The sequence below is a fragment of the Roseococcus sp. SYP-B2431 genome, from assembly GCF_004336745.1.
Taxonomy (GTDB): Bacteria; Pseudomonadota; Alphaproteobacteria; order Acetobacterales; family Acetobacteraceae; genus Roseococcus.
Window position 1 is genome coordinate 207,638 of sequence record NZ_SJXD01000022.1, and the last position, 21,570, is coordinate 229,207.

23 protein-coding genes are annotated in these 21,570 nt (G+C 72.5%); 15 read left to right on the forward strand and 8 right to left on the reverse strand.

Annotated features, from left to right (window positions below; all coding sequences use genetic code 11):
- Window positions 1-239: 239 nt before the first annotated feature.
- The 4 genes from rpsF to rplI are packed head-to-tail and all read left to right on the forward strand — an operon-like array spanning window position 240 to window position 2,479.
- Window positions 240-716: a 30S ribosomal protein S6 gene (gene rpsF, locus EJV46_RS08975; protein WP_131548280.1), complete on the forward strand. Its 477-nt coding sequence runs from the start codon at window positions 240-242 to the stop codon at window positions 714-716.
- A gap of 4 nt (window positions 717-720) precedes the next feature.
- Window positions 721-999 (forward strand): 30S ribosomal protein S18, encoded by a 279-nt coding sequence (rpsR, locus tag EJV46_RS08980; RefSeq protein ID WP_131548281.1) that lies wholly within the window; start codon window positions 721-723, stop codon window positions 997-999.
- A gap of 16 nt (window positions 1,000-1,015) precedes the next feature.
- On the forward strand, window positions 1,016-1,912 hold the full coding sequence (locus tag EJV46_RS08985) for a hypothetical protein (RefSeq protein WP_131548282.1): 897 nt from the start codon (window positions 1,016-1,018) through the stop codon (window positions 1,910-1,912).
- 15 nt (window positions 1,913-1,927) lie between these two features.
- On the forward strand, window positions 1,928-2,479 hold the full coding sequence (rplI, locus tag EJV46_RS08990) for a 50S ribosomal protein L9 (RefSeq protein WP_131548283.1): 552 nt from the start codon (window positions 1,928-1,930) through the stop codon (window positions 2,477-2,479).
- A gap of 112 nt (window positions 2,480-2,591) precedes the next feature.
- Here rplI and EJV46_RS08995 read toward each other — a convergent pair whose 3' ends face one another.
- The gene (locus EJV46_RS08995; RefSeq protein ID WP_131548284.1) at window positions 2,592-3,293 is read right to left on the reverse strand and encodes a DJ-1/PfpI family protein; all 702 of its coding nucleotides are present in this window, start codon (window positions 3,291-3,293) and stop codon (window positions 2,592-2,594) included.
- A 114-nt stretch (window positions 3,294-3,407) separates the two neighbouring features.
- On the opposite strand from EJV46_RS08995, the gene EJV46_RS09000 reads away from it, so the two are divergent.
- Window positions 3,408-3,998 carry a DUF4136 domain-containing protein gene (locus tag EJV46_RS09000; RefSeq protein ID WP_131548285.1) on the forward strand — a complete coding sequence of 197 codons (591 nt, stop codon included), beginning with the start codon at window positions 3,408-3,410 and terminating at the stop codon, window positions 3,996-3,998.
- 6 nt (window positions 3,999-4,004) lie between these two features.
- Here the strand turns inward: EJV46_RS09000 and EJV46_RS09005 are convergent, their stop codons facing one another.
- Complete coding sequence (locus tag EJV46_RS09005; RefSeq protein WP_165585433.1) at window positions 4,005-4,406, reverse strand: hypothetical protein; 402 nt, start codon at window positions 4,404-4,406, stop codon at window positions 4,005-4,007.
- A gap of 10 nt (window positions 4,407-4,416) precedes the next feature.
- Window positions 4,417-7,113: an aconitate hydratase AcnA gene (gene acnA, locus EJV46_RS09010; protein WP_131548287.1), complete on the reverse strand. Its 2,697-nt coding sequence runs from the start codon at window positions 7,111-7,113 to the stop codon at window positions 4,417-4,419.
- A gap of 59 nt (window positions 7,114-7,172) precedes the next feature.
- Between acnA and ccmA the strand changes: the two genes are divergently transcribed.
- Together ccmA and ccmB are read left to right on the forward strand one after the other, a co-directional pair.
- Window positions 7,173-7,775, forward strand: coding sequence for a heme ABC exporter ATP-binding protein CcmA (gene ccmA / locus EJV46_RS09015; protein ID WP_240782479.1), 603 nt, complete (start codon window positions 7,173-7,175; stop codon window positions 7,773-7,775).
- Entirely contained in the window at window positions 7,772-8,422 is a 651-nt protein-coding gene (gene ccmB / locus EJV46_RS09020; RefSeq protein WP_131548288.1) for a heme exporter protein CcmB, read from the forward strand. Before ccmA ends, ccmB begins: the two co-directional genes overlap by 4 nt.
- 40 nt (window positions 8,423-8,462) lie before the next feature.
- Here the strand turns inward: ccmB and EJV46_RS09025 are convergent, their stop codons facing one another.
- On the reverse strand, window positions 8,463-8,942 hold the full coding sequence (locus EJV46_RS09025) for a MarR family winged helix-turn-helix transcriptional regulator (protein ID WP_165585434.1): 480 nt from the start codon (window positions 8,940-8,942) through the stop codon (window positions 8,463-8,465).
- 355 nt (window positions 8,943-9,297) lie between these two features.
- Here EJV46_RS09025 and radA point away from each other — a divergent pair, with 355 nt between their 5' ends.
- The 7 genes from radA (at window position 9,298) to EJV46_RS09060 (ending at window position 16,237) form a co-directional block, all read left to right on the forward strand.
- Entirely contained in the window at window positions 9,298-10,704 is a 1,407-nt protein-coding gene (gene radA / locus EJV46_RS09030) for a DNA repair protein RadA (RefSeq protein WP_131548290.1), read from the forward strand.
- On the forward strand, window positions 10,701-11,225 hold the full coding sequence (locus EJV46_RS09035) for a methylated-DNA--[protein]-cysteine S-methyltransferase (protein ID WP_131548292.1): 525 nt from the start codon (window positions 10,701-10,703) through the stop codon (window positions 11,223-11,225). Before radA ends, EJV46_RS09035 begins: the two co-directional genes overlap by 4 nt.
- A 63-nt stretch (window positions 11,226-11,288) precedes the next feature.
- The gene (locus tag EJV46_RS09040; RefSeq protein ID WP_131548293.1) at window positions 11,289-11,849 is read left to right on the forward strand and encodes a CvpA family protein; all 561 of its coding nucleotides are present in this window, start codon (window positions 11,289-11,291) and stop codon (window positions 11,847-11,849) included.
- 11 nt (window positions 11,850-11,860) lie between these two features.
- A complete protein-coding gene (purF, locus tag EJV46_RS09045) occupies window positions 11,861-13,312 on the forward strand; it encodes an amidophosphoribosyltransferase (protein ID WP_131548294.1) in 1,452 nt (483 codons plus the stop codon).
- A complete protein-coding gene (locus EJV46_RS09050) occupies window positions 13,309-14,016 on the forward strand; it encodes an SDR family NAD(P)-dependent oxidoreductase (protein WP_131548295.1) in 708 nt (235 codons plus the stop codon). The genes purF and EJV46_RS09050 overlap by 4 nt, the downstream gene beginning before the upstream one ends.
- Window positions 14,017-14,451: 435 nt before the next feature.
- Window positions 14,452-15,270, forward strand: coding sequence for a 23S rRNA (adenine(2030)-N(6))-methyltransferase RlmJ (locus tag EJV46_RS09055; RefSeq protein WP_131548296.1), 819 nt, complete (start codon window positions 14,452-14,454; stop codon window positions 15,268-15,270).
- The gene (locus EJV46_RS09060) at window positions 15,263-16,237 is read left to right on the forward strand and encodes an NAD(P)H-dependent glycerol-3-phosphate dehydrogenase (protein WP_131548297.1); all 975 of its coding nucleotides are present in this window, start codon (window positions 15,263-15,265) and stop codon (window positions 16,235-16,237) included. The genes EJV46_RS09055 and EJV46_RS09060 overlap by 8 nt, the downstream gene beginning before the upstream one ends.
- 80 nt (window positions 16,238-16,317) lie before the next feature.
- Here EJV46_RS09060 and EJV46_RS09065 read toward each other — a convergent pair whose 3' ends face one another.
- The 4 genes from EJV46_RS09065 to hemC are packed head-to-tail and all read right to left on the reverse strand — an operon-like array spanning window position 16,318 to window position 20,516.
- Complete coding sequence (locus tag EJV46_RS09065; protein ID WP_131548298.1) at window positions 16,318-17,568, reverse strand: heme biosynthesis HemY N-terminal domain-containing protein; 1,251 nt, start codon at window positions 17,566-17,568, stop codon at window positions 16,318-16,320.
- A gap of 5 nt (window positions 17,569-17,573) precedes the next feature.
- The gene (locus EJV46_RS09070) at window positions 17,574-18,797 is read right to left on the reverse strand and encodes a hypothetical protein (protein WP_131548299.1); all 1,224 of its coding nucleotides are present in this window, start codon (window positions 18,795-18,797) and stop codon (window positions 17,574-17,576) included.
- The gene (locus EJV46_RS09075) at window positions 18,794-19,486 is read right to left on the reverse strand and encodes a uroporphyrinogen-III synthase (protein WP_165585435.1); all 693 of its coding nucleotides are present in this window, start codon (window positions 19,484-19,486) and stop codon (window positions 18,794-18,796) included. Before EJV46_RS09075 ends, EJV46_RS09070 begins: the two co-directional genes overlap by 4 nt.
- Window positions 19,479-20,516 (reverse strand): hydroxymethylbilane synthase, encoded by a 1,038-nt coding sequence (gene hemC / locus EJV46_RS09080; RefSeq protein WP_206020752.1) that lies wholly within the window; start codon window positions 20,514-20,516, stop codon window positions 19,479-19,481. Before hemC ends, EJV46_RS09075 begins: the two co-directional genes overlap by 8 nt.
- Between hemC and tsaD the strand changes: the two genes are divergently transcribed.
- Window positions 20,515-21,570 carry a tRNA (adenosine(37)-N6)-threonylcarbamoyltransferase complex transferase subunit TsaD gene (tsaD, locus tag EJV46_RS09085; protein ID WP_131548302.1) on the forward strand — a complete coding sequence of 352 codons (1,056 nt, stop codon included), beginning with the start codon at window positions 20,515-20,517 and terminating at the stop codon, window positions 21,568-21,570. The two genes, hemC and tsaD, sit on opposite strands and share 2 nt — an antisense overlap.

Genomic DNA, 21,570 nt, shown 5'->3' on the forward strand with positions numbered 1-21,570 from the left:
GCGCAGGGGCGGCCGACGCCGCGCGCTTCACCTCCCGGCCCGCGCTCGGGCCGCGCGGCGAGGCCGAACCGCCGGAGACGGCGCCTGGCGCCGGAGGGCAAAAACGATATTGACCGGCGAGGCCGGCCATGGTCTCTGCGCGCCACCCTGCCGTTGGCGTTGGCACGCCCGCGGCTATGCCCGTTTGCGCGCTCCGATGTCCGGTGGCCGCCCGGGCTGAGCAGCCATAGGGAGCTCCCATGCCACTTTACGAATGCGTGTTCATCGCGCGCAACGACGTGACCCAGCAACAGGTCGAGACGATCGCCGACAATGTCGCGACGACGCTCGGCGAGCAGGGCGGCCACGTCCAGAAGCGCGAATACTGGGGCCTCCGCGGCCTCGCCTACAAGGTGAAGAAAAACCGCAAGGGGCACTACATGCTCCTCGGCATCGACGCCCCCGCCGCCGCGATGCAGGAAGTCGTCCGTCAGCTCGGCCTGAACGAGGACGTCCTGCGCGAGATGACCATCCGCGTCGAGGCCATCGACCCCGAGACGCCCTCCGCCATCCTGGCGAAGCGCGCCGACGATCGCGACCGTGAGCGCGGCTTCCGTGGGCCCAAGCCCGCCGGCCGCTTCAGCTCGGGCCGCACCGGTGGCGGCCGCGACGACCGCGAGGAATTCCGTGCCCGTCCGCGCGACGAGATGGACCTCAACCTGAACGACGAGATGTGATCCGATGAGCGAGACCGCAGAACCCAACATCGCCAATCGCCGCGCCGCCGTCGGCGCCCGCCGCCCCTTCTACCGTCGCCGCAAGTCCTGCCCCTTCTCCGGCCCGAACGCGCCGAAGATCGACTACAAGGACGTGCGGCTCCTGTCCCGCTTCCTCTCGGAGCGCGGCAAGATCGTGCCGAGCCGCATCACGGCCGTCAGCGGCAAGAAGCAGCGCGAGCTGGCGAATGCCATCAAGCGCGCCCGCTTCCTGGCCCTGCTGCCCTATGTGATCAACGACTGATTCAGGAGTGCACGGGGTGAGCCAGACATCGGGCCAAGGGGGGCTGTTCAGCCAGCCCGCCGCCCTCGCGGCGGGCGCCGCGGGGGTGGGCTCGGCGCTGCTCGCCCTTTGGGCGATGCGCGGGATGCCGCTGGGCGGGCTGTTGATGTGGCTCTCGCCCCTGCCGGTCTTCGCGGCGGGCTTCGGCTTCGGGGCGCGCGCGGCGGTTTCCGCCGTGGGAATCGCGGCGGTGCTGGTCCTCCTGAGCACCAGCTCGCTCGGGCTGCTGGTCTATCTGGCGGTCTTTGGCCTTCCGGCCGCGATGATCGTCGCGACCGCGATGCAGCCGGGCCGGATGGACCTCACCCTGCCGCTCGCGCTGCTCGGCCTCTGGCCGGTGGTGGTGCTGGCGGTGCTGGCGCTGGCCATCCCCGACCTCGAGGCGGAGATGCGGTCGGCCGTGGAGCTGGGCATGCGCCGCATGGGCGTCTCGCTGCCCGACGGCATGGTGGACCAGATCGCGCAGGTGAAGGCGGCCGCGGCCGGCTTCTGGGTGGCGCTGCTGATGGTGGGCAACGGGCTGGCGGCGCAGGCGCTGCTGGCGCGGAAGGCCCTCGCGATCCATCGCACGCCCCCGGCCGACGCGCTGCACCTGCCGGGCTGGTACCTGCTGCTCCCGGCGATCGCGCTGGCGGCCTGGCTGGCCTTCGGCGGCGCCGTGGCGCTGTCGTCGCTGCTGATCCTGCTGGTGCCGGTCTTCCTGCTGGGCGTCGTCGGCGTGCATCGCCGGCTGCGCGGGCGGGCGGGGCGGGTGGCGTTCCTGGCCGGCTTCTACGTGCTGATGCTCCTGTTTCTCCAGATCATGGCCCCGCTGATGGTCGGCGTGGGCCTTCTCGACCAATATCGGCGGCCCTCGATGCCGCCCCAAACCTGAGATCCGAGGCCAATCATGATTGAACTCATCCTGATGCAGCGCGTGGACAAGCTCGGCCAGATGGGCGAGCTCGTTAAGGTCAAGCCCGGCTACGCGCGCAACTTCCTGCTTCCCGGCGGCAAGGCGATCCGCGCCACCAAGTCCAACCTCGAGAAGTTCGAGCAGGACCGGGTGCAGCTGGAAGCCCAGAACCTCAAGCGACGCGCGGAGGCCGAGCGCGTGGCCGAGCGCATGGAGGGGCTCTCCGTGGTCCTGATCCGCTCCGCGGGTGAGAGCGGCGGGCTTTATGGCTCGGTGTCCGCACGCGACATCGCCGATGGCTGCACCGAGGCGGGCCTGACGGTGAACCGCTCGCAGGTGCTGCTGGACCAGCCGATCAAGACACTGGGCCTCACCACGGTGCGCGTGGAGCTGCACCCGGAGGTGATGCTGCCCGTGATCGTGAACGTGGCCCGCAGCCCGGAAGAGGCCGAGAGGCAGGCCCGCGGCGAGGAGATCGCCCGCGAGGAGGACATCACCCTCGAGGATGAGCTGGTGGCCGAGCTGGGCGCCGCGACGCGGGAGTAGTCCTCCCCGATCCGCGGACGGTGAGAGAGGGGGCCGCGAGGCCCCCTTTTTCGTGGGCGGCTGCGCGGCTTCGGGCGGGTCGGTGCCCGCCTGCCATCCTCACTCCTGGGCCTCACCCCTTGGCCGCTGCTCCGATGAAGGCGGCCCCGATCCGGCGCGCCATCTCCTCGCGCCGCGCGATCACCCCGGCCATGGCCGTCCGCGTGGCCTGCACGATCTCCGGCGGCGCGGTCTCCGGCGTGCCGGCGTCGAAGGGCGGCGTCGGGTCATATTGCATATAGAGCTGGATGGCCTCCGCCGCGGCCTGCCCGCGCAGCTTCGCCGCGAGGTGAAGCGCGCCGTCGAAGCCGGAGGTCACGCCCGCCGCCGTCACGAACTTTCCGTCCTCCACCACCCGCGCCTGCACGGGGACGGCGCCGAAGGAGGGCAGGATGTGGTGGCTCGCCCAATGCGTCGTGGCGCGGCGGCCGCGCAGCAGCCCGGTCGCGCCCAGCAGCAGCGCGCCCGTGCAGACGGTGAAGACGGCCTGCGCGCCCTCGGCCTGCCGACGGATCCAGTCGAGGACGACCGGATCGGCCATCTGCGCGTCCACGCCGAAGCCGCCGGGGATGTGCAGCACATCGAGCGGCGGCGCCTCGTCCAGCGTGGCGTCCGGCAGGATGCGCAGCCCCTTCATGTCGCGTGCCGGCGCCATGGTCTTTCCATAGATGGCGTAGCTGGAATCCGGCAGGCGCGAGAGCACCTCGTGCGGCCCCGTCAGGTCCACCTGGTCGAGTTCGTCGAAGATCAGGCTGCCTATGGTGAGATGGGCCATGTCGCGCTCCCGCTTGCACGCGGATGGTGGCGGTGGTGCAACTCCGGGGCAAGGGCCCAGGTTGAACATGCGGGCCCTCGGCCATAGCGTCGCCCGATCGGAAGGAACCGCCCCATGCTGCGCCGCCTGCTCGCCCTCACGCTTCTCGCGGCGCTCGCCGCCTGCGCCACCGGCCCGGACGTGCGGGTGGACTACGACCGCAACGCCGATTTCGCCCGTTATCGCACCTTCGGCTGGGCCAGCCCCCTGGGCACCGACCGCTCCGGCTACACCACACTCACCACCGACCGCATGAAGGCCGCGGTCGAGCGCGAGATGACGGCGCGCGGCTACACCTACGCGCCGAACGCCCCGGACCTGCTGGTGAACTTCCACGGCCGATTCCAGGAGCGCATCCAGGTCTCGGGCGGCCCGGCCTTCGCGCCGCCGATGGCCTATTACGGCTATCGCGGCTACGGCGTCTGGCCGGGCTACGCCTTCGGGAGCGGGCCCTTCGTGGACCAGTACACCGAGGGCACGATCAACGTGGACCTCGTCGATCGTCGGCGCGACGCGATGGTCTGGGAGGGCGTGGCGGTGGCGACCGTCACCGATCGCGACCGCACCTTTCCGCAGGAGCGGATCGACACCTCGATCGCGGCGATCTTCGCCCGGTATCCGTATCGCGCGGGCATCGGCACGCCGGTCCCGCCGCCGGCCCGCTGAAAGCGGCTATTCCGGCGGGAAGAGCTGGGTGGCCTGGCCGGCGCCGATCACCTGCCCCGCGGCGTCCCTGGCCTCGACGGTGAAGCGGAAGGAATGCCGCTCCCCGGCGGGCGGGCAGGGCCCGGCGTAATTGGGCAGGGTGCCGGGCGGCACCCGGCCGCCCGGCGGCACGAAGATCTCGCCGCCCTGGTTGAACATCGGCATGTTCAGGTCGGTCAGCCGGACCGCGACACGGGCGGTGCCGGGCGGCAGGTTCTGGATCGTCAGCGCCGGCGACCGCGGCGAGCAGCGGTCCGCCGCCGTCCATTGGAAGGCGACGCCGACCACCGGCAGGTTGGCGTTCCGCGCCGGTTCCAGCGCGCAGCCCGCGAGGAGCAGCGCGACGGCAAGCCCGGCGGCGAAGCGCATCCCCGTCACATCAGGCGGCCTTGGCCATCCCGCGCAGCACGTAATGCAGGATGCCGCCATTCTTGTAGTACTCGACCTCGTCGGCCGTATCGACGCGGCACAGCACCTCGGTCTTCACCACCTGGCCGTCGGCCCGGGTGATGACGAGCTCCAGCTTCATGCGCGCCCTCAGCTCCTCGACGCCGAGGATGTCCACCGTCTCGTCGCCGCGGAGCGAGAGCGTGGCGCGGCTCTCGCCTTCCTTGAAGACCAGCGGCAGCACGCCCATGCCCACGAGATTCGAACGGTGGATGCGCTCGAAGCTCTCGGCGATGACGGCCTTCACGCCCAGCAGGAAGGTGCCCTTGGCTGCCCAGTCGCGCGAGGAGCCGGTGCCGTATTCCTTGCCGCCGAAGACGACCAGCGGCACGCCCTCTTCCTTGTAGCGCATCGCGACGTCGTAGATCGGCGCCACGTCGCCCGAGGGGTAGTGCTTGCTGATGCCGCCCTCGATGCCGGGGACCATCTCGTTCTTGATGCGGATATTGGCGAAGGTGCCCCGCATCATGACCTGGTGGTTGCCGCGGCGGGCGCCATAGCTGTTGAAGTCCAGCGGACGGACCTGGTGCTCGAGCAAATATTCGCCGGCCGGGCTCGTCTTGCGGATATTGCCCGCGGGCGAGATGTGGTCGGTGGTGATGCTGTCGCCCAGCAGGCCGAGCAGGCGCGCGCCCTTGATGGAGGCGAGGGGCTTCACGTCCATGGTCATGCCCTCGAAATAGGGCGGATTCTGGACATAGGTGGAGCCGCCGTTCCAGCGGTAGGTGTCGCTGCCGGCATCGACCTTGATGGCCTGCCACTGTTGCGGGCCCTTGAAGACGTCCGAGTAGCGCGACATGAACATCTGGCGCGTCAGCACGGCCTGGACGGTCCGGTCGACCTCCTCCTGCGTCGGCCAGATGTCGGCCAGCATGACGGGCTTGCCGTCGCTGCCCGTGCCGATGGGGTCGTTCTGCAGGTCGATCTTCACCGTGCCGGCCAGCGCATAGGCGACGACCAGCGGCGGCGAGGCCAGGTAGTTGGCGCGGACATTGGCATGGACGCGGCCCTCGAAGTTGCGGTTGCCCGAGAGCACGCCGGCGACGACCAGCTTGTTCTGCTCGATCGCCTCGACCATCGGGTCCGGCAGCGGGCCGGAATTGCCGATGCAGGTGGTGCAGCCGTAGCCGACCGTCTGGAAGCCGATCGCGTCGAGGTCCTCGGTGAGGCCGGAAGCGTTCAGGTAGTCCGTCACGACCTGGGATCCGGGCGCCAGCGAGGTCTTCACCCAGGCCTTCGGCGCCAGGCCCTTGGCGCGCGCCTTGCGGGCCACGAGGCCGGCGGCCACGAGCACATAGGGGTTGGAGGTGTTGGTGCAGGAGGTGATGGCGGCGATCACGACGTCGCCATGGCCGAGGTCGAAGCCGGCGCCCTCGACCCCGACGCGCTTGTTCGCCTCGTCACCGGGAACGCCCATGGTGCCGGCGGCGAGGTCCTTGCCGAAGGAGGTGCCGACGGAGCCGAGCGCCACGCGGTCCTGCGGGCGCTTCGGGCCGGCCATGGAGGGCTCGACGGTCGAGAGGTCAAGCTCGAGCGTGTCGCTGAAGACGGGCTCAGGCGAGCTCTCGTCGCGCCACATGCCCTGCGCCTTGCAGTATTCGCGCACGAGGTTGATGCGGTGCTCGTCGCGGCCGGAGAGGGTGAGGTAGCCGAGCGTGACCTCATCCACCGGGAAGAAGCCGCAGGTGGCGCCGTATTCGGGGGCCATGTTGGCGATGGTCGCGCGGTCGGCCAGCGCCATGCCTCCCAAGCCGGGGCCGAAGAACTCGACGAACTTGCCGACCACGCCCTTCTTGCGGAGCATCTGCGTGACGGTGAGCACCATGTCGGTGGCGGTCACGCCCTCGCGCAGCTTGCCGCTGAGCTTGAAGCCGATGACGTCGGGGATGAGCATGGCGATGGGCTGGCCGAGCATCGCGGCCTCGGCCTCGATGCCGCCAACGCCCCAGCCGAGCACGCCCAGGCCGTTGATCATCGTCGTGTGGCTGTCGGTGCCGTAGCAGCTGTCCGGATAGACGTAGGTGTTGCCCACGTCGGTCGCGGTCCAGACGACCTGGCCGAGATATTCCAGGTTCACCTGGTGGCAGATGCCCGTGCCCGGCGGGACGACGCGGAAGTTGTTGAAGGCTTCCTGGCCCCAGCGGAGGAACTCATAGCGCTCGCCGTTGCGCTCGAACTCGATGTCGACGTTCTTCTGCAACGCGCTCGGCGTGCCGGAGACGTCCACCATCACCGAGTGGTCGATCACGAGATCGACGGGGACGAGCGGGTTCACCTTGCGCGGATCGCCGCCGAGGTTGAGCAGCGCGTCGCGCATGGCGGCGAGGTCGACCACGGCGGGCACGCCCGTGAAGTCCTGCAGCAGGATGCGCGAGGGCTTGAAGGGAACTTCCTTCTCGCTGTGGCCTTCCTTCGCCCAATCGGCGATGGCCCTGGCGTCGTTGACGGTGTAGCTGCGGCCGTCCTCGAAGCGCAGGACGTTTTCGAGGAGCACCTTGAGCGAGTAGGGCAGGCGGGAGATGTCGCCGATCTGCTTCGCCGCCTCGGGCAGGGAGAAGTAGTGGTAGGTCTTGCCGTCGACGGAAAGCTGGCGTGCGACCTTGAGACTGTCCTGCCCGATCATGCGCATCTCGAAAACGTCCTCTAATCTGTCGGTGCGGGTTTAAGCATGACGACGGTTCACGGTCCATGGAGGCGAGGCTGATCGAGGCGCAGGAATTGGCGTGCTGGCGGGCGGAACGCCTTGTTTTTGATTGCGTCTCATTCGCAATTGAGCCGGGCGATGCGGTGCTTCTCACCGGCGCCAACGGCGCGGGCAAGTCCTCGCTGCTGCGGCTGCTTGCGGGTCTGCTGCCGGCGGCAGCGGGACGACTTTCCTGGGATGGCGTGGATGCCTTCGCGGACCTGCCGGCGCATGGCGCGCGGCTTCGCTACCTTGGCCACCAGGACGCGCTGAAGCCGGGGCTGAGCGCCGCGGAGAACCTGCAATTCCACGCGGGCCTCCATGGCGGCGACGTCATGGGCGCGCTGGCCGCGCTGGACCTCGCGCCGCTGGCCGAGCTGCCGGTGCGGGTGCTTTCCTCCGGCCAGAAGCGGCGGCTGGCGCTGGCCCGGCTGGCGCTGGGGCATGCGCCCCTGTGGCTGCTGGACGAGCCCTCGGTCGGGCTGGACGCGGCATCGCTGGAGAAGCTCGCGCCGCTCTTCGCCCGGCATCGCGCGGCCGGCGGCATGGTGGTCGCCGCCACCCACCTGCCGCTGCCGCTGCCGGATGCGCGGGAGCTGCGGCTTTGATCCCAGTTCTGCTGCGGGAGCTGCGGCTGGCCATCCGCCACCCCGCCGACACGCTTGCCGCGGTGATGTTCTTCGTGCTGGTCGCCGCCCTGTTTCCCTTCGGCGTCGGCCCCTCGCCCGAGTTGCTGGCGCGGCTCGCCCCCGGCGCGCTGCTGGCCTCGGCGCTGCTGGCGGCGCTGCTGCCGCTGGACCGGCTCTTCGGCGCGGAGGCGGAGGACGGCTCGCTCGACCAGCTCCTGCTGAGCGGCCTCGCTCCGGCGGCCATCGCGGGGATGAAGGCGCTCGCGCACTGGATCACGACGGGCGTGCCCCTGGTGATCGCGACGCCCCTCGCCGCCGCGCTCCTGAACCTGCCGGTCGAGGCGATGCCGGTGGCGATGGCCGCCCTGGCGCTGGGCTCGGCGATCCTGTCCCTCTTGGGCGCGGCCGGCGCCGCGCTGACGCTCGGCGCCCGGCGCGGCGGCGTGCTGCTACCGCTGCTGGTGCTCCCGCTGGCCATCCCAGTGATGATTTTCGGCGCGGCGGCGATCGAGGCGGCGGCCTCCGGGCTGGAGGCGCGGCCCTACCTGCTGCTGGAGGCGGCGATGCTGGCGCTCGCCGTGCCCCTGGCGCCGCTGGCCGCCGGAGCCGCGCTCCGGGGCGATTAGGCCTTGCCCGGCTCAGCCCGCCCTAGCTCAGCCCCCCGGCTCAACCCGCATTGATCAGCTCGAGCGCGGCGCCGCGCAGCTCTTCCAGCGAGGAGCGCGCCGCATCGGCCACACCAGGGCGCAGCTGGGCCTGCATGGCGTTCTGCGCCTCCTGCCAGGCGGGCAGCGCCTCGGCGAGCCTGGCCCGGCCGGTGGCCGTCAAACGATAGGTGATGCGCCGCCCCTTGCCGGGCACGCCGACCAGCAGCCCGGCGTCGAGCAGCCGCGTCAGGTTGCGTGTCAGCGTCGAGCGCTCGATGCCCAGCCTGTCGGCGAGTTCGCGGGCCGAATCCGCCTCGCCCGTGGCGACCACGATGAGCACGCCGAATTGGGACGGCTCCAGCCCGAACGGCGCCAGCCGGGCCGCATAGGCGCGCGAGATCAGGTTCGCGGTGCGCCGCGCCGCGAAGGCGAGACACTCCATCCGGATCGCGGTGCAGGCATCTGCGGCATTGTCGGCGGTGAGAGGTTTCCGGGCCATATGGTGCATATGCACATCCATTCGCCCGATTTGAAGCGATCTTTGCCGCGCGCGCGATGGAGGGGTCCCCGGCGGGACCTGGTCTGGGGGGGGAGTGTCGCCCCGCCGGGGATGTCGCCGCGCCCGGGGGGAGAGTCGGCGCGACGGCAGAGGGTCGACCCTACCGGCAGGTCACGCGGGTGGCCGGCGGCAGGTCGTTCGTGGTGCTTAACGCACCAGTCCCGGATGAGTTGTTCAGACTTTCGATGCCCAGCAGGATCGACCGGGAGGTTCCCCAGGGGGTTCCCCGATCGGCCGTGCCTATCGGGCGGAACCCGCTTGCGCGACCGACATGTTCTAGTTATGTTCCAATCTGATGGCCAAGGAACGCACCCGCTTCGTCTGTCAGTCCTGCGGGGCCGACCACCCGAAATGGCAGGGGCGCTGCGACGGCTGCGGCGAATGGAACACCCTCGTCGAGGAATCGGCGGCGCCGCGCGGTCCCGGTCCGGCCGGCAAGGCGCCCCTCGGCCGCGGCATCGAACTCGTGGGCCTGGCCGGCGAGAGCGCCCCGCCGCCCCGGCACCTGACAGGCATCGCCGAGCTGGACCGCGTGCTGGGCGGCGGCTTCGTGCCCGCCTCGGCCGTGCTGGTGGGCGGCGATCCGGGCATCGGCAAGTCCACCATCCTGCTGCAGGCCGCGGCGCGCATGTCGAGCGCCGGCAAGCGCGTCCTCTACATCTCGGGCGAGGAGGCGGTGGCCCAGGTGCGGCTGCGCGCGCGGCGGCTCGGCCTCCAGGAAGCGCCGATGGTGCTGGCGGCCGCCTCCGCCCTGCGGGACATCCTGGCGAGCCTGGAGGCCGAGAAGGACGCCACGCTCGTCGTCATCGATTCGATCCAGACCATGTGGCTCGACGCGCTGGATTCGGCGCCGGGCACCGTGGCCCAGGTCCGCACCTGCGCCTTCGAGCTCATCCGCTGCGCCAAGGCGCGCGGCTTCGCGCTGGTGCTGGTGGGCCACGTGACCAAGGAGGGCACCCTCGCCGGCCCTCGCGTGCTGGAGCACATGGTCGACGCCACGCTCTACTTCGAGGGTGATCGCGGCCACCAGTTCCGCATCCTCCGCGCGACCAAGAACCGCTTCGGCGCCACCGACGAGATCGGCGTCTTCGAGATGACGGAAGGCGGGCTGATGGAGGTCACCAACCCCTCCGCCCTCTTCCTGGCCGAGCGCCGCGGCAATATCTCCGGCAGCGCCGTCTTCGCCGGGCTGGAGGGCACGCGGCCCGTGCTGGTGGAGGTGCAGGCGCTGCTCTCGCCCAGCAACGGCGGCAGCCCGCGCCGCCAGGTGGTGGGCTGGGAGGGCGGGCGGCTCTCCATGCTGCTGGCGGTGCTGGAGGCGCGCTGCAACCTCACCTTCGCCCAGGCGGACGTCTACCTGAACATCGCCGGCGGCCTGCGGATCAACGAGCCGGCGGCGGATATGGCGGTGGCGGCCGCGCTGGTCTCGGCCATCACGGACCGGCCGACCGACCCGGACGCGGTCTATTTCGGCGAGGTGGGGCTTTCGGGCGAGATCCGGCAGGTCTCCCAGGCCGAGCAGCGGCTGCGCGAGGCGCAGAAGCTCGGCTTCTCGGCCGCCGTCCTGCCGCGCCGCGTCGCCCGCGGCAACAAGGCGCCCGCGCCAATCGAGGGCCTCCGGCTGACCGAGGTCGGCCATCTGGCGGATCTGGTGGCGCCCTTCGCGGCGGGCACGCTGAAACGGGAAAAGGCGCGGGCATGACCCGCCTCCTCGTGGACCGGCTGGAGACGCCGATCGGCGAGGCGCTCCTGGTCACGGACGGGGAAGGCCGTCTGCGAGGCCTGGACTGGGCGGATCACGAGGCCCGGCTGAGCCGGCTGCTTCGCCTGAACCACCGCCCCTTCGCGCCGGAAGCGGGTGCGGCGCCGGAGGCGATGCGGCGGGCGCTGACGGCCTATTTCGAGGGCGATCTCGGCAGCCTCGCCGTGATTTCCTGGCGAGCCACGGGCACGCCCTTCCAGCAGGCGCTCTGGGCGGCGCTGACCACGATTCCGGCGGGGCAGACGCTCAGCTACGGCGCCCTGGCGGCGAAGCTCGGCTCGCCGCGCGCGGTCCGCGCGGTGGGGGCGGCGAACGGCGCCAATCCGATCAGCCTCGTGCTGCCCTGCCATCGCGTCATCGGCAGCGACGGCGCGCTGACCGGCTATGGCGGCGGGCTGGACCGCAAGCGCTGGCTCCTGCGCCACGAGGGCGCGGCCTTCCGGGAAACGCGCGCGGCCTGACGCCGCCCCCGATTCGCCGGGGGACTCACGCGAATCACGCCGCCCCGCTATACGCGGCGCAGCATGACCTGGGCCGATGGCATTCTCCTGATCGTGATGGTGGCCTCGGCCATCCTCTCCTTCATGCGCGGATTCGTCCGCGAGACGCTCGGCGTCGCCGCCTGGATCGGCGCGGCCGTGGCCGCCTTCACCTTCCGCGATCCCCTCGTCGCGCTCCTCGACGGCGCCATCGAGCCGGATTGGCTGGCCGACGGCGTGGCGGTCGGCATGGTCTTCCTGGTGGTGCTGGTCGTCCTCAAGCTTGTCATCCACGCATTGGCGGGGCGCGTGCAACGCAGCCCCCTGGGGGGTGTGGATCGCTCGCTCGGGGCCATATTCGGCCTAGCGCGCGGCGCCTTCATCGCTGCCTTGGCCTATGTTCTCGCCGGGCTCTTCGTGCCCGCCGTCGAGCGCTGGCCCGAGGCGGTGCGGGAGGCCCGGGCGCTTCCCCTCGTCGTCGATGTCGCGAGATGGGTTGTCGGCCTGATGCCGGAGGAGTATCGCCCCCGCATCGCCGCGCCCCCCGAGCGACGTGAGCCGACGCAGGAGGACCTGATGCGCCCGCCTGCCCGCAACCGAACCTAGAGGCCGCCGCCATGCCCCTGCCGCTTTCGGAAGACGACAAGTTCCACGAGGAATGCGGCGTCTTCGGCGTCTGGCGCCACAAGGACGCGGCGGCCCTGACCGCGCTGGGCCTGCACGCCCTGCAGCATCGCGGCCAGGAAGCCTCGGGCATCGTCACGCTGGACGACGCCGGCAGCTTCCACACGCATAAGGGCCTCGGCCTCGTCGGCGACATCTTCGGCGATGCGAAGGTCATGGCCAGCCTGCCCGGCAGCGCGGCCATCGGCCACAACCGCTACGCCACCACGGGCGAGACGGCGCTGCGCAACGTCCAGCCGCTCTACGCCGACTTCGAGTTCGGCGGCTTCGCCGTGGGCCACAACGGCAACCTCACCAATGCGGGCGTGCTGAAGCGGGCGCTGGTGCGCCGCGGCTGCCTCTTCCAGTCCTCGACGGACAGCGAGGTCTTCGTCCATCTCATCGCCATCAGCCTCTACTCCACGGTGCTGGACCGGCTGATCGACGCACTGAAGCAGGTGCAGGGCGCCTATTCCCTGGTGGCGCTGCACAATGGCGGCCTCATCGGCGCGCGCGATCCTCTCGGCGTGCGGCCGCTGGTGCTGGGCCGGCTCAGCGACGGCTGGGTGCTGGCCAGCGAGACCTGCGCGCTCGACATCGTCAGCGCCGAGTTCGTGCGCGACATCGAGCCGGGCGAGATCGTCGTCATCGACGACAGCGGCATCCGCTCGGTGAAGCCCTTCTCGAACACCCAGAACCGCTTCTGCATCTTCGAGTACATCTACTTCGCCCGGCCGGACTCCGTGATGGAGGGCACGCCGGTCTACGACACCCGCAAGCGCATCGGCGCCGAGCTGGCGCGCGAGAGCGCCGTCGGCGCGGATGTGGTCGTGCCCGTGCCGGACAGCGGCGTGCCGGCGGCGATGGGCTATGCGGTGGAATCCGGCATTCCCTTCGAGCTCGGCATCATCCGCAATCATTATGTGGGCCGCACCTTCATCGAGCCGACCGACCAGATCCGCCACCTCGGCGTGAAGCTGAAGCACAGCGCCAACCGGGCGGTGCTGGAGGGCAAGCGCGTCATCCTGGTCGACGATTCGATCGTGCGCGGCACCACCTCGAAGAAGATCGTGGAGATGGTCCGCCAGGCCGGCGCCGCGGAGGTCCATATGAGGATCTCCTCCCCGCCCACCACGCACAGTTGCTTCTACGGCATCGACACGCCGGAGCGCAGCGCGCTGCTCGCCGCCAAGCACGATGTCGAGGAGATGGCGAAGCTGATCGGCGCCGACAGCCTCGCCTTCATCTCGCTCGACGGCCTCTACCGCGCGCTCGGCAAAACCGGCCGCGATAGCCGCAACCCGGCTTTTTGCGACGCCTGCTTCACCGGCGACTACGCCATCCCGCTCACGGACTGGACCGACAATGCCGAGCGCCGCGAGAGCCTGCTGAAGGCCAGCGCGTGATTTCCGAAGAGCTGAAGGATCAGGTCGCGCTGGTCACGGGCGCGAGCCGGGGGATCGGCCGGGACACGGCGCTGGCGCTGGCCGGGATGGGCGCGCATCTCGTGCTGACGGCGCGCAGCCAGGGCGGCCTCGAGGAGACGGACGACCTGATCCGCGCCTCCGGCGGCAGCGCGACCCTGCTGCCGCTGGACATGATGCGCGAGGCCGAGCAGCTCGACATGCTGGGCCCTTCGATCGTCGAGCGCTTCGGGCGTCTGGACGTGCTGGTCCATGCGGCCGGGGTGCTGTCGAAACTGACGCCCGCCGCGCACATCATGCCCCGCGACTGGGAGGAGAGCCTCGCGGTCAATGTCAGCGCCACCTGGCGGCTGATCCGCACCTGCGATCCCGCGCTGCGCGCGGCGCCGGCGGGCCGCGCGGTGGTGCTGACGGACAGCTATGCCGACCGGCCGACCGCCTATTTCGGCCTCTACTCGGCAGCCAAGGCGGCGCAGGCGCATCTCGTGCGGTGCTGGGCGGCGGAACTGGAGCAGACGCCGGTGCGCGTCGCCCTGGCCGATCCCGGGCCGGTCGCCAGCCACCTGCGCCGCGCGGCCTTCCCGGGCGAGGACCAGGCGAAGCTCCGCCAGCCGGCGGAAGCGGGCGCGGCCATCGCGGCGCTCGTGGCCGGGAGCCCGGAGCGTGGCGCCACCATCCGGCTCTGAGCCCACGGCCGGCGCGGCGAGCGGCAGAATGCGGCCCGCGTTTCCAGCCGACCGCGCGCACGGCGCGCGGCGCGCCCAGGCGAGCCGCCCCGCCGGCACGACCGCCGCGGCGCGAAGGCAAGCGCGCGGAGCGCGCGCCCGCCGTTCGAGGGCTTCCGAATGCAGTCGCAGGATTGCCGCGTTTCCCGACCGCGCGCACGGCGCGCGGCGCGCCCAGGCGAGCCGCCCCGCCGGCACGACCGCGGCGGCGCGAAGGCAAGCGCGCGGAGCGCGCGCCCGCCGTTTGAGGGCTTCCGAATGCAGCCGTAGGATTGCCGCGTTTCCCGACCGCGCGCACGGCGCGCGGCGCGCCCAGGCGAGCCGCCCCGCCGGCACGACCGCGGCGGCGCGAAGGCAAGCGCGCGAAGCGCGCGCCCGCCGTTTGAGGGCGTAAACATGAACTACCGCCACGCCTACCACGCCGGCAATTTCGCCGACTGCATGAAGCACGCGCTGCTGGTCTGGCTGCTGCGTGCCCTGGCGCGCAAGCCGGCGGCCTTCCGCGTGCTCGACACCCATGCCGGCATCGGCCGCTACGATCTCGGCGGCGAGGAGGCGCAGCGCACGGGCGAGTGGCGCGAGGGCATCGGCCGGCTGCAAGGCGTCACCGATGGCCCGCTCGCGGATTATGTCGCGCTGGCGAGCGAAAGCGGCTCCTATCCCGGCTCGCCGGCGATCGCCGCCGCGCTGCTGCGTGAGCAGGACCGCCTTGCTCTCGTCGAGCTGCACGAGGAGGACCACGCCACGCTGCGCGCCCTCTTCCGCCGCGACCACCGTGTCGCCGTGCACCGGCGGGATGCCTTCGAATCGCTGCGCGCCCTGACGCCCTTTCCGGAGAAGCGCGGCCTCGTCCTCATGGACCCGCCCTTCGAGCAGCCCGGCGAATACGAGCGGCTGACCGCCGGCATCGCCGAGGTCGGGCGCCGGGCGCGCGGGCTGGTGCAGGCGGCCTGGTACCCGATCAAGGGCCGCGCGCCGGTGCGCGCCTTCCACACGGCGCTTACGGAATCCGGCGTGAAGGACATCCTGGCCGCCGAGCTGCACCTGCGCGAGCCGATCGATGCCGCCCGGCTGAACGGCTGCGGCCTCGCCGTGGTCAACGCGCCCTATGGGTTCGAGGAGGCCGTCCGCGCCATTCTGTCGGAGCTAGCGGACCTGTTGGCAACCGGGGAGGCGGGCGGCGGATGGACGCTGACGCGGATCGCCGATGAGTGAGATCGCGGTGATCGGCGCCGGCGCCTGGGGCACAGCGCTGGCGATCCACGCCACGCGGCTCGGGCATCGGGTGGTGCTCTGGGCACGCGACCCGCTGCGCGCCGAGGCCATGGAGGCCACGCGCGAGAACGCCCGCCTGTCCGGCGTCAGGCTGCCGGAGGCGCTGCGGGTGACGGGCGACGCTCGCGAGGTCCTGGGCGCGAAGCTCGGCATCCTGGCGGTGCCCATGCAGCCCTTGCGCGCGACCCTCGCCACCCTGCCGGCCGGGCTGCCGCCACTGCTGCTGGCTTGCAAGGGGCTGGAGACGGGCAGCCTGCGCCTGCCGCTGGAGGTGCTGGCCGAGGCCCGGCCGGACCTCGCGGCCGGCGTGCTCTCCGGCCCGAATTTCGCGCATGAGGTCGCGGCCGGGCTGCCGGCGGCGAGCGTCGTCGCGGCGGCCGAGATGGGTCTGTGCGAGCAGGCGCAATCGCTGCTCTCGGGCGGCGGGCTCAGGCTCTATGCGAGCGAGGACGCGCTGGGCGTGCAGCTCGGCGGCGCCGCGAAAAACGTGCTGGCCATCGCCTCCGGCATCGCGACGGGAGCGGGGCTGGGCGAGAACGCACGGGCGGCGCTGGTCACGCGCGGGCTGGCGGAGCTGTCGCGGCTGGTGGTGGGCATGGGCGGCCGGGCGGAGACGGCGTCTGGGCTGTCAGGCCTCGGGGATCTCCTGCTGACGGCGACGGGCCCCTCGAGCCGGAACACCTCGCTCGGCATGGCGTTGGGCCAGGGCAAGGGCCTCGCCGAGATCCTGGCCGGCCGCGCCGCCGTGACCGAGGGCGTGACCACGGCCCCCGCCCTGCTGGCCCGCGCGGCTGAGGCCGGCGTGGAGTTGCCGGTCTGCGCGGCGGTGGTCGAGGTGCTGGAGGGGCGCCTGGATGTGCAGGGTGCCATCAGGGCGCTGCTGGAGCGGCCGGTGCGGCAGGAGTAGCGCGCCGCGCGTCACGCTCACCCGCCAGGGATCTCTTGCGGCGCGTGACCAGTTCGACGACGCCCTCGATCATCACGCCTCTACCTGCCCACCCCGCTCCAGCTGATCGCGCCCGCCGTGTTACAGGCCTCACAGAGGGGCTTCCACGTCCGGTGCTCGGTGCCGCAATGGCCGCAGCGCCAGACCGGCTCCAGGGGCGCCTCGGCCGCCTCGCGCAGCCAGGCGGCCTCCTTCTCGCGCGCCGCGTCGGGGCTGTGCTCGGCGCGCTCCAGTTCGACCAGCAGGTCGTAGCAGCGGCGGTCGGCATGGCCGCCGTCGCGCAGCGCCGCCAGCTCCTGCCGCGCGCGGCCGGTGAGCCCCGCGTCCAGCGCCGCCCGCGCGCGCAGGAGGCGGCTCTCCGGATGGTCCTGGGTCCGGTGGGTCAGCTCCTCGGCGAGCTTCACGCGGCGGATGCGATCCTCCTCGCCCGAGAGGAAGGCGGCCGCGATATCCGGATGCGGCGCCGCATCCCAGCCCTGCTGCAGCACCGAGCGTCCCCGGCGCGGGCTGCCGGCCTCGGCCAGCCGCTTCGCATGCGCCAGCACGGCGGGCGAGAAGCGCGGCTCGGCCATGAAGGCCTGCCGCTCCAGCTCGCGCGCCTTCACCGGATCGGGCTCCTGCTCGGCCGCGGCGAGGGTCAGGCCGGCGCGCGGCGCCTCGGGATTGGAGAGGGCCAGCGCCTCGCCCCAATCCTTCCGCCGCAGGGCGACCTCGGAACGCTCGGCGCGCAGCCATTCGGCCTTGGGCTCCACGGCCTGGGCATCGGCGGCGATCTGGCGCGCCGTGTCCCAGTCCTCACGGGCTTCGGCCTGACGCAGCAATCCGCGCAGGCCGAGGAAGCGGGAATCGGGGCGGCCGGCGAGTTCCTCGAAGGCCTTGGTCGCCCCCTCCTCGTCGCCGAGCGAGCGCGCCGCCTCCGCCTCCAGAAGCAGGAGCTGCGGCGTGGCGCCGGCGAGGTTCCTGGCCCGCGCGACTTCCAGGCGCGCGGCCTCCGGCCTTCCGGCGGCCAGCGCGACGAGCGCGCGGGTCAGAGCGATCTCGGCGAGCGCGCGGTCGTTCAGGCGCTTGCGGACGCGCCGCCGCTCCGGCCAGCCGCGCAGCCAGCCGAAGATCCGCAGCAGCAGGTGCAGCACCAGGAAGACGGCGACCGCCAACACGATCGCGGCCGGGAGCGAGACGCCGATCCACCACTCGCCATGCCGGATCTCCACCTGCCCGCCGAGCCCGGACAGCCAGAGGACGACCGCGAAGACGAGCGCGAAGACCAGGAGGAACTTGATGACGCTGCGCATGGCGTTCAGCCGCCGGCGAGGCTGCGGAGGGCGGCGCGCGCCGCGACCAGCGCCTCGGCATCGGCGATCCAGCCGCGCAGGGCGGCGCGGTTGGCCTCCGGCAGGCGGGCCAGCGCGGCCACCGCGCCCTCGATGTCGCCGGCCTCCAGCGCGCGGCGGGCGCGCTCGATCTGGACCTCGGAGGTATCCCCCCAGACGACCTCGTCGCCGCGGCGGACGGTCAGCAGCGAGTTCAGCCGCGTGGCCAGGCTCTCCTGCGCCGCGGTGGCGGTGCGCGCCTGACGGACGGCCTCCTCGAAGCTCAGCCGCAGCGCCGCCTCCGTGGGGGGGCTGGCCGTGGCATAGCGGGCCAGGGCCTCGGGCGGCGCGCCGCCGAGGCGCGGCAGGGCGGCGCCGAGGGGCTGGCCGGCATCGAGCGCGCTCCGCAGGGAAGCGAGTGTGCTCAGGCGCTCAGTCCGCGCCTCGGCGGCGCCGAGGCGGCGTAGCGCATCCTGCAGCGGCGCGACGCGCTCGGCGGTGCTCTGCTCCATGGCGGCGAGACGCTGGGTCAGCGCCTGCTCGGCCTGGGCGGCACGCTGGGCCGCGGCCTGCTCAGCCGCCACACGCGCCTGTTCCGCCTGCGCCGCGCGCTGCGAGGCCGCCTGGTCCATGGCCTCGACGCGCCGGCCGAGCGCCTGCTCGCCCGCCGCACGCTCGGCCGCCGCGCGCTCCAGCGTGTCAAGGCGACGGCCAAGGCCCTGTTCCGCATTGGCCCGCTCCGCGGCAGCCCGCTCGATCGTCTCCAGCCGGCGCGCAGTCGCCTGATCGGCGGCGCTGCGCTGAGTCGCGCCCTGCTCCAGGGCGTCGAGCCGCCGGGCGAGCCCGGCGGTCGCCTCGCCGATGCGCGGCGCCAGCCCGTCCTCCAGCGTCTTCAGCCGTTCCGTCAGCGCCCCGATGGCGGCGGGATCGCCGGCGGGACGGGCGCGAAGCTCCGTCAGCGCTGCCTCGCTGGCAGCGAGCCGGGCGGCGAGGTCAGCGAGCCGGGCGTCCAGCGGGTTCGGCGCCGGCGCCGCGGGCTGCGCCGGCGCCGCGGGCTGCGCCGCCACCGCGGGCTCGGCCTCGACGCGGCGCTCCGGCGCCGGACGACCGCGCATCAGCCAGGCCGAGGTGGCGATGAGCACCACCGCCGCGACGGCGAGTGCGATCCAGGCCGGATCGATGGGGAGCTTGCGCGGGGAGGCGGATGTCATGGCGAGCCAAGCAACTCCAAGATGTGGTCCTGGTCCGGGCGCCGGGCGGTCCGGACGGAGCACCAGGGCAGCCCGTCCAGGACGGCGGCGACGCGTGGGGCGATGGCGATGGCCTCGATCCCGCGCAGGGCCTCCGACAGGCCGGAGGCCGTCAGGGCGCGGACGCTACACCCCGCGCTCCGCGGCGAGAAGAACAACGCGTGCGATACTTCGCGGTTGCGAAGCGCGGCGGCGGCCTCGGCGGGGAAATCCGCTGATTCCGCAGCGGCATAGGCCAGGCGGCGGGTGACCCGGAAGCCGCGCGCGCGCAGGGCGGCGGCAAGCTCCACCGAGTACCCCTCACCCACCGCCAGCAGCAGCGGGCCGGCCGCGGGATCGAGGTGGGCGGCGCAGAAGGCGGTCATTGCCGCGGCATCGCCGTCGGCGGCGCGGACCTCGGAAAATCCCCGGGCGCGGGCGGCCTCGGCCGTCGCCTCGCCCACCGCGACGACCGGGATGTCCCAGGGCGTGAGCGCGCGGGCGGCGGCGCGGCTGGTGAGCAGCAGGGCCTGGGCGCGGGTGGGCCGGAAGGGCCGGGGCGCGAGCACCAGCGCGGGCGCCAGCACCGGGCGCCATCCCAGCGCCCTGACCCGCGCGGCCGTCTCCGCCGCGCCCGGCTCCGGCCGGGTGATCAGGACGCCGCTAGGCAAAGATATCCGCCGGGCTGTCCAGACGCAGCTCCTCGCCGAGCGCGGTGCCGAGGCGCCGTGCATCCGCGACCGCCCCATGGACGGTCCGCTTCAGCAGGAAGCTGCCATCCGCCCGCGCCACCAGCCCGGTCAGGTGCAGGGTCCCGTCCGGCAGCAGCCGCGCATGGCCGCCGATCGGCGTGCGGCAGGAGCCGTCGAGCGCGGCCAGCAGCGCGCGCTCCGCCTTTGAAACGGCCGAGGCCTCGCGGTCCTCGATGCCGGAGAGGAGCTCCAGCAGCTCGGTGTCGCCCTCGCGGCAGGTGATGGCGACGATGCCCTGGCCGGCGGCGGGGACCATCGCCTCGGGGTCCAGCGCCAGCGCCGCCTCGTGCTGCAGGCCCAGCCGCTTCAGGCCGGCCAGCGCCAGGAGGCTGGCGGTGACCTCGCCGGCATGGATGGCGGCCAGCCGCGTCTGCACATTGCCGCGGAGCGTGACGACCTGAAGGTCCGGCCGGGCCGCCAGCAGCTGGGACTGCCGCCGCAGCGAGGAGGAGCCGATGACCGCGCCCGCCGGCAGGCAGGCATAGGGGTCGCCCGCATCCGGCGCGCCGCATCCCGGGCCGAGAATGAGGGCGTCGCGCGCATCCTCCCGCCTCAGCGTGCAGGCGAGGACGATGCCGGGCGGCATCTCCGTCTCCAGATCCTTGAGGCTGTGCACCGCGAAATCCACCCGGCCGTCGACCAGCGCCTCGTGGATCTCCTTGGCGAAGAGCCCCTTGCCGCCGATGTCCGAGAGGCGGCGGTTCTGGATCGCGTCGCCGGTGGTGCGGATCGGGCGCTCCTCGAAGGCGTTCACGCCGCGCAGCACCGGGCAGAAGCCGATGATGATCTCCAGGAAGTGCCGCGTCTGCCAGAGGGCCAGCGGCGAGGCGCGGGTGCCGACGCGCAACGGCAGGGAGCGCATCTTGGAATGGGGCGCGGCAGCCGGGCCCGGCATGGCGGAAGACATCGCCGCGTCATATAGGGCGGCGGTGACGAACGGAACCCGCATGAACCCGGTGCTCGGCCCCATCCTCGGAATCGAATCCAGCTGCGACGAGACGGCCGCCGCCGTGCTCGACGGCGAGGGACGCATCCTGGCCGAGGCGGTGTTCACCCAGTCGGCCGAGCATGCCCGCTTCGGCGGCGTGGTGCCGGAGATCGCCGCGCGGGCGCATCTACAGCGGCTGGGCGGGCTGGTGCGGGGGGTGATGGACCAGGCGGGGCTGCGGGTGGGCGATCTGGGCGGGATCGCCGCCACGGCCGGCCCCGGCCTGATCGGCGGTCTCGTCGTGGGCGCCAGCTTCGGCAAGGGCCTGGCGCTGGGCGCCGGGCTGCCCTTCATCGGCGTGAACCACCTGGAGGCGCATGCGCTGACGGCGCGCCTGCCGGGCCTCTTCCCCGAGGTCCCGGCCTATCCCTACCTGCTGCTGCTGGTCTCGGGCGGCCACTGCCAATGCGTCGCGGTGGAAGGGCTCGGCCGCTACCGCCGCCTCGGCACCACGCTGGACGACGCGGTGGGCGAGGCCTTCGACAAGGCGGCCAAGCTGCTCGGCCTGCCCTGGCCCGGCGGGGCGCATCTGGAGCGGCTGGCCGCCTCCGGCGAGGCCTCGGCGGTAAAGCTGCCCCGGCCGATGCTGGGCCGCCCGGGCTGCGACTTCTCCTTCAGCGGACTCAAGACCGCCGTCTCCCACGCCGTGGCCAAGGGCGAGTTCCGCCCCGAGGACATCGCCGCCTCGTTCCAGGCCAGCGTCGCCGCCGTCCTGGCCGACCGCGCCCGCCACGCGCTCGCGATGCTGCCCGAGGCGACGGCCCTGGTCGTCGCCGGCGGCGTCGCCGCGAACCAGGCCGTCCGCGCCGCCCTCGCCACGGCGACTTCGCTGCCCCTGCTGGCCCCGCCGCTGCGCCTTTGCACGGACAATGCCATCATGGTGGCCTGGGCCGGGCTGGAGCGCCTGCGCGCCGGCCAGGCCGACCCCGTCTCCCTGGCGCCGCGCCCACGCTGGCCGCTGGACGAATTGCGCCCGCCCCATGAAGTTCCGGTAACGCCCCTCTCCTCGCATTGA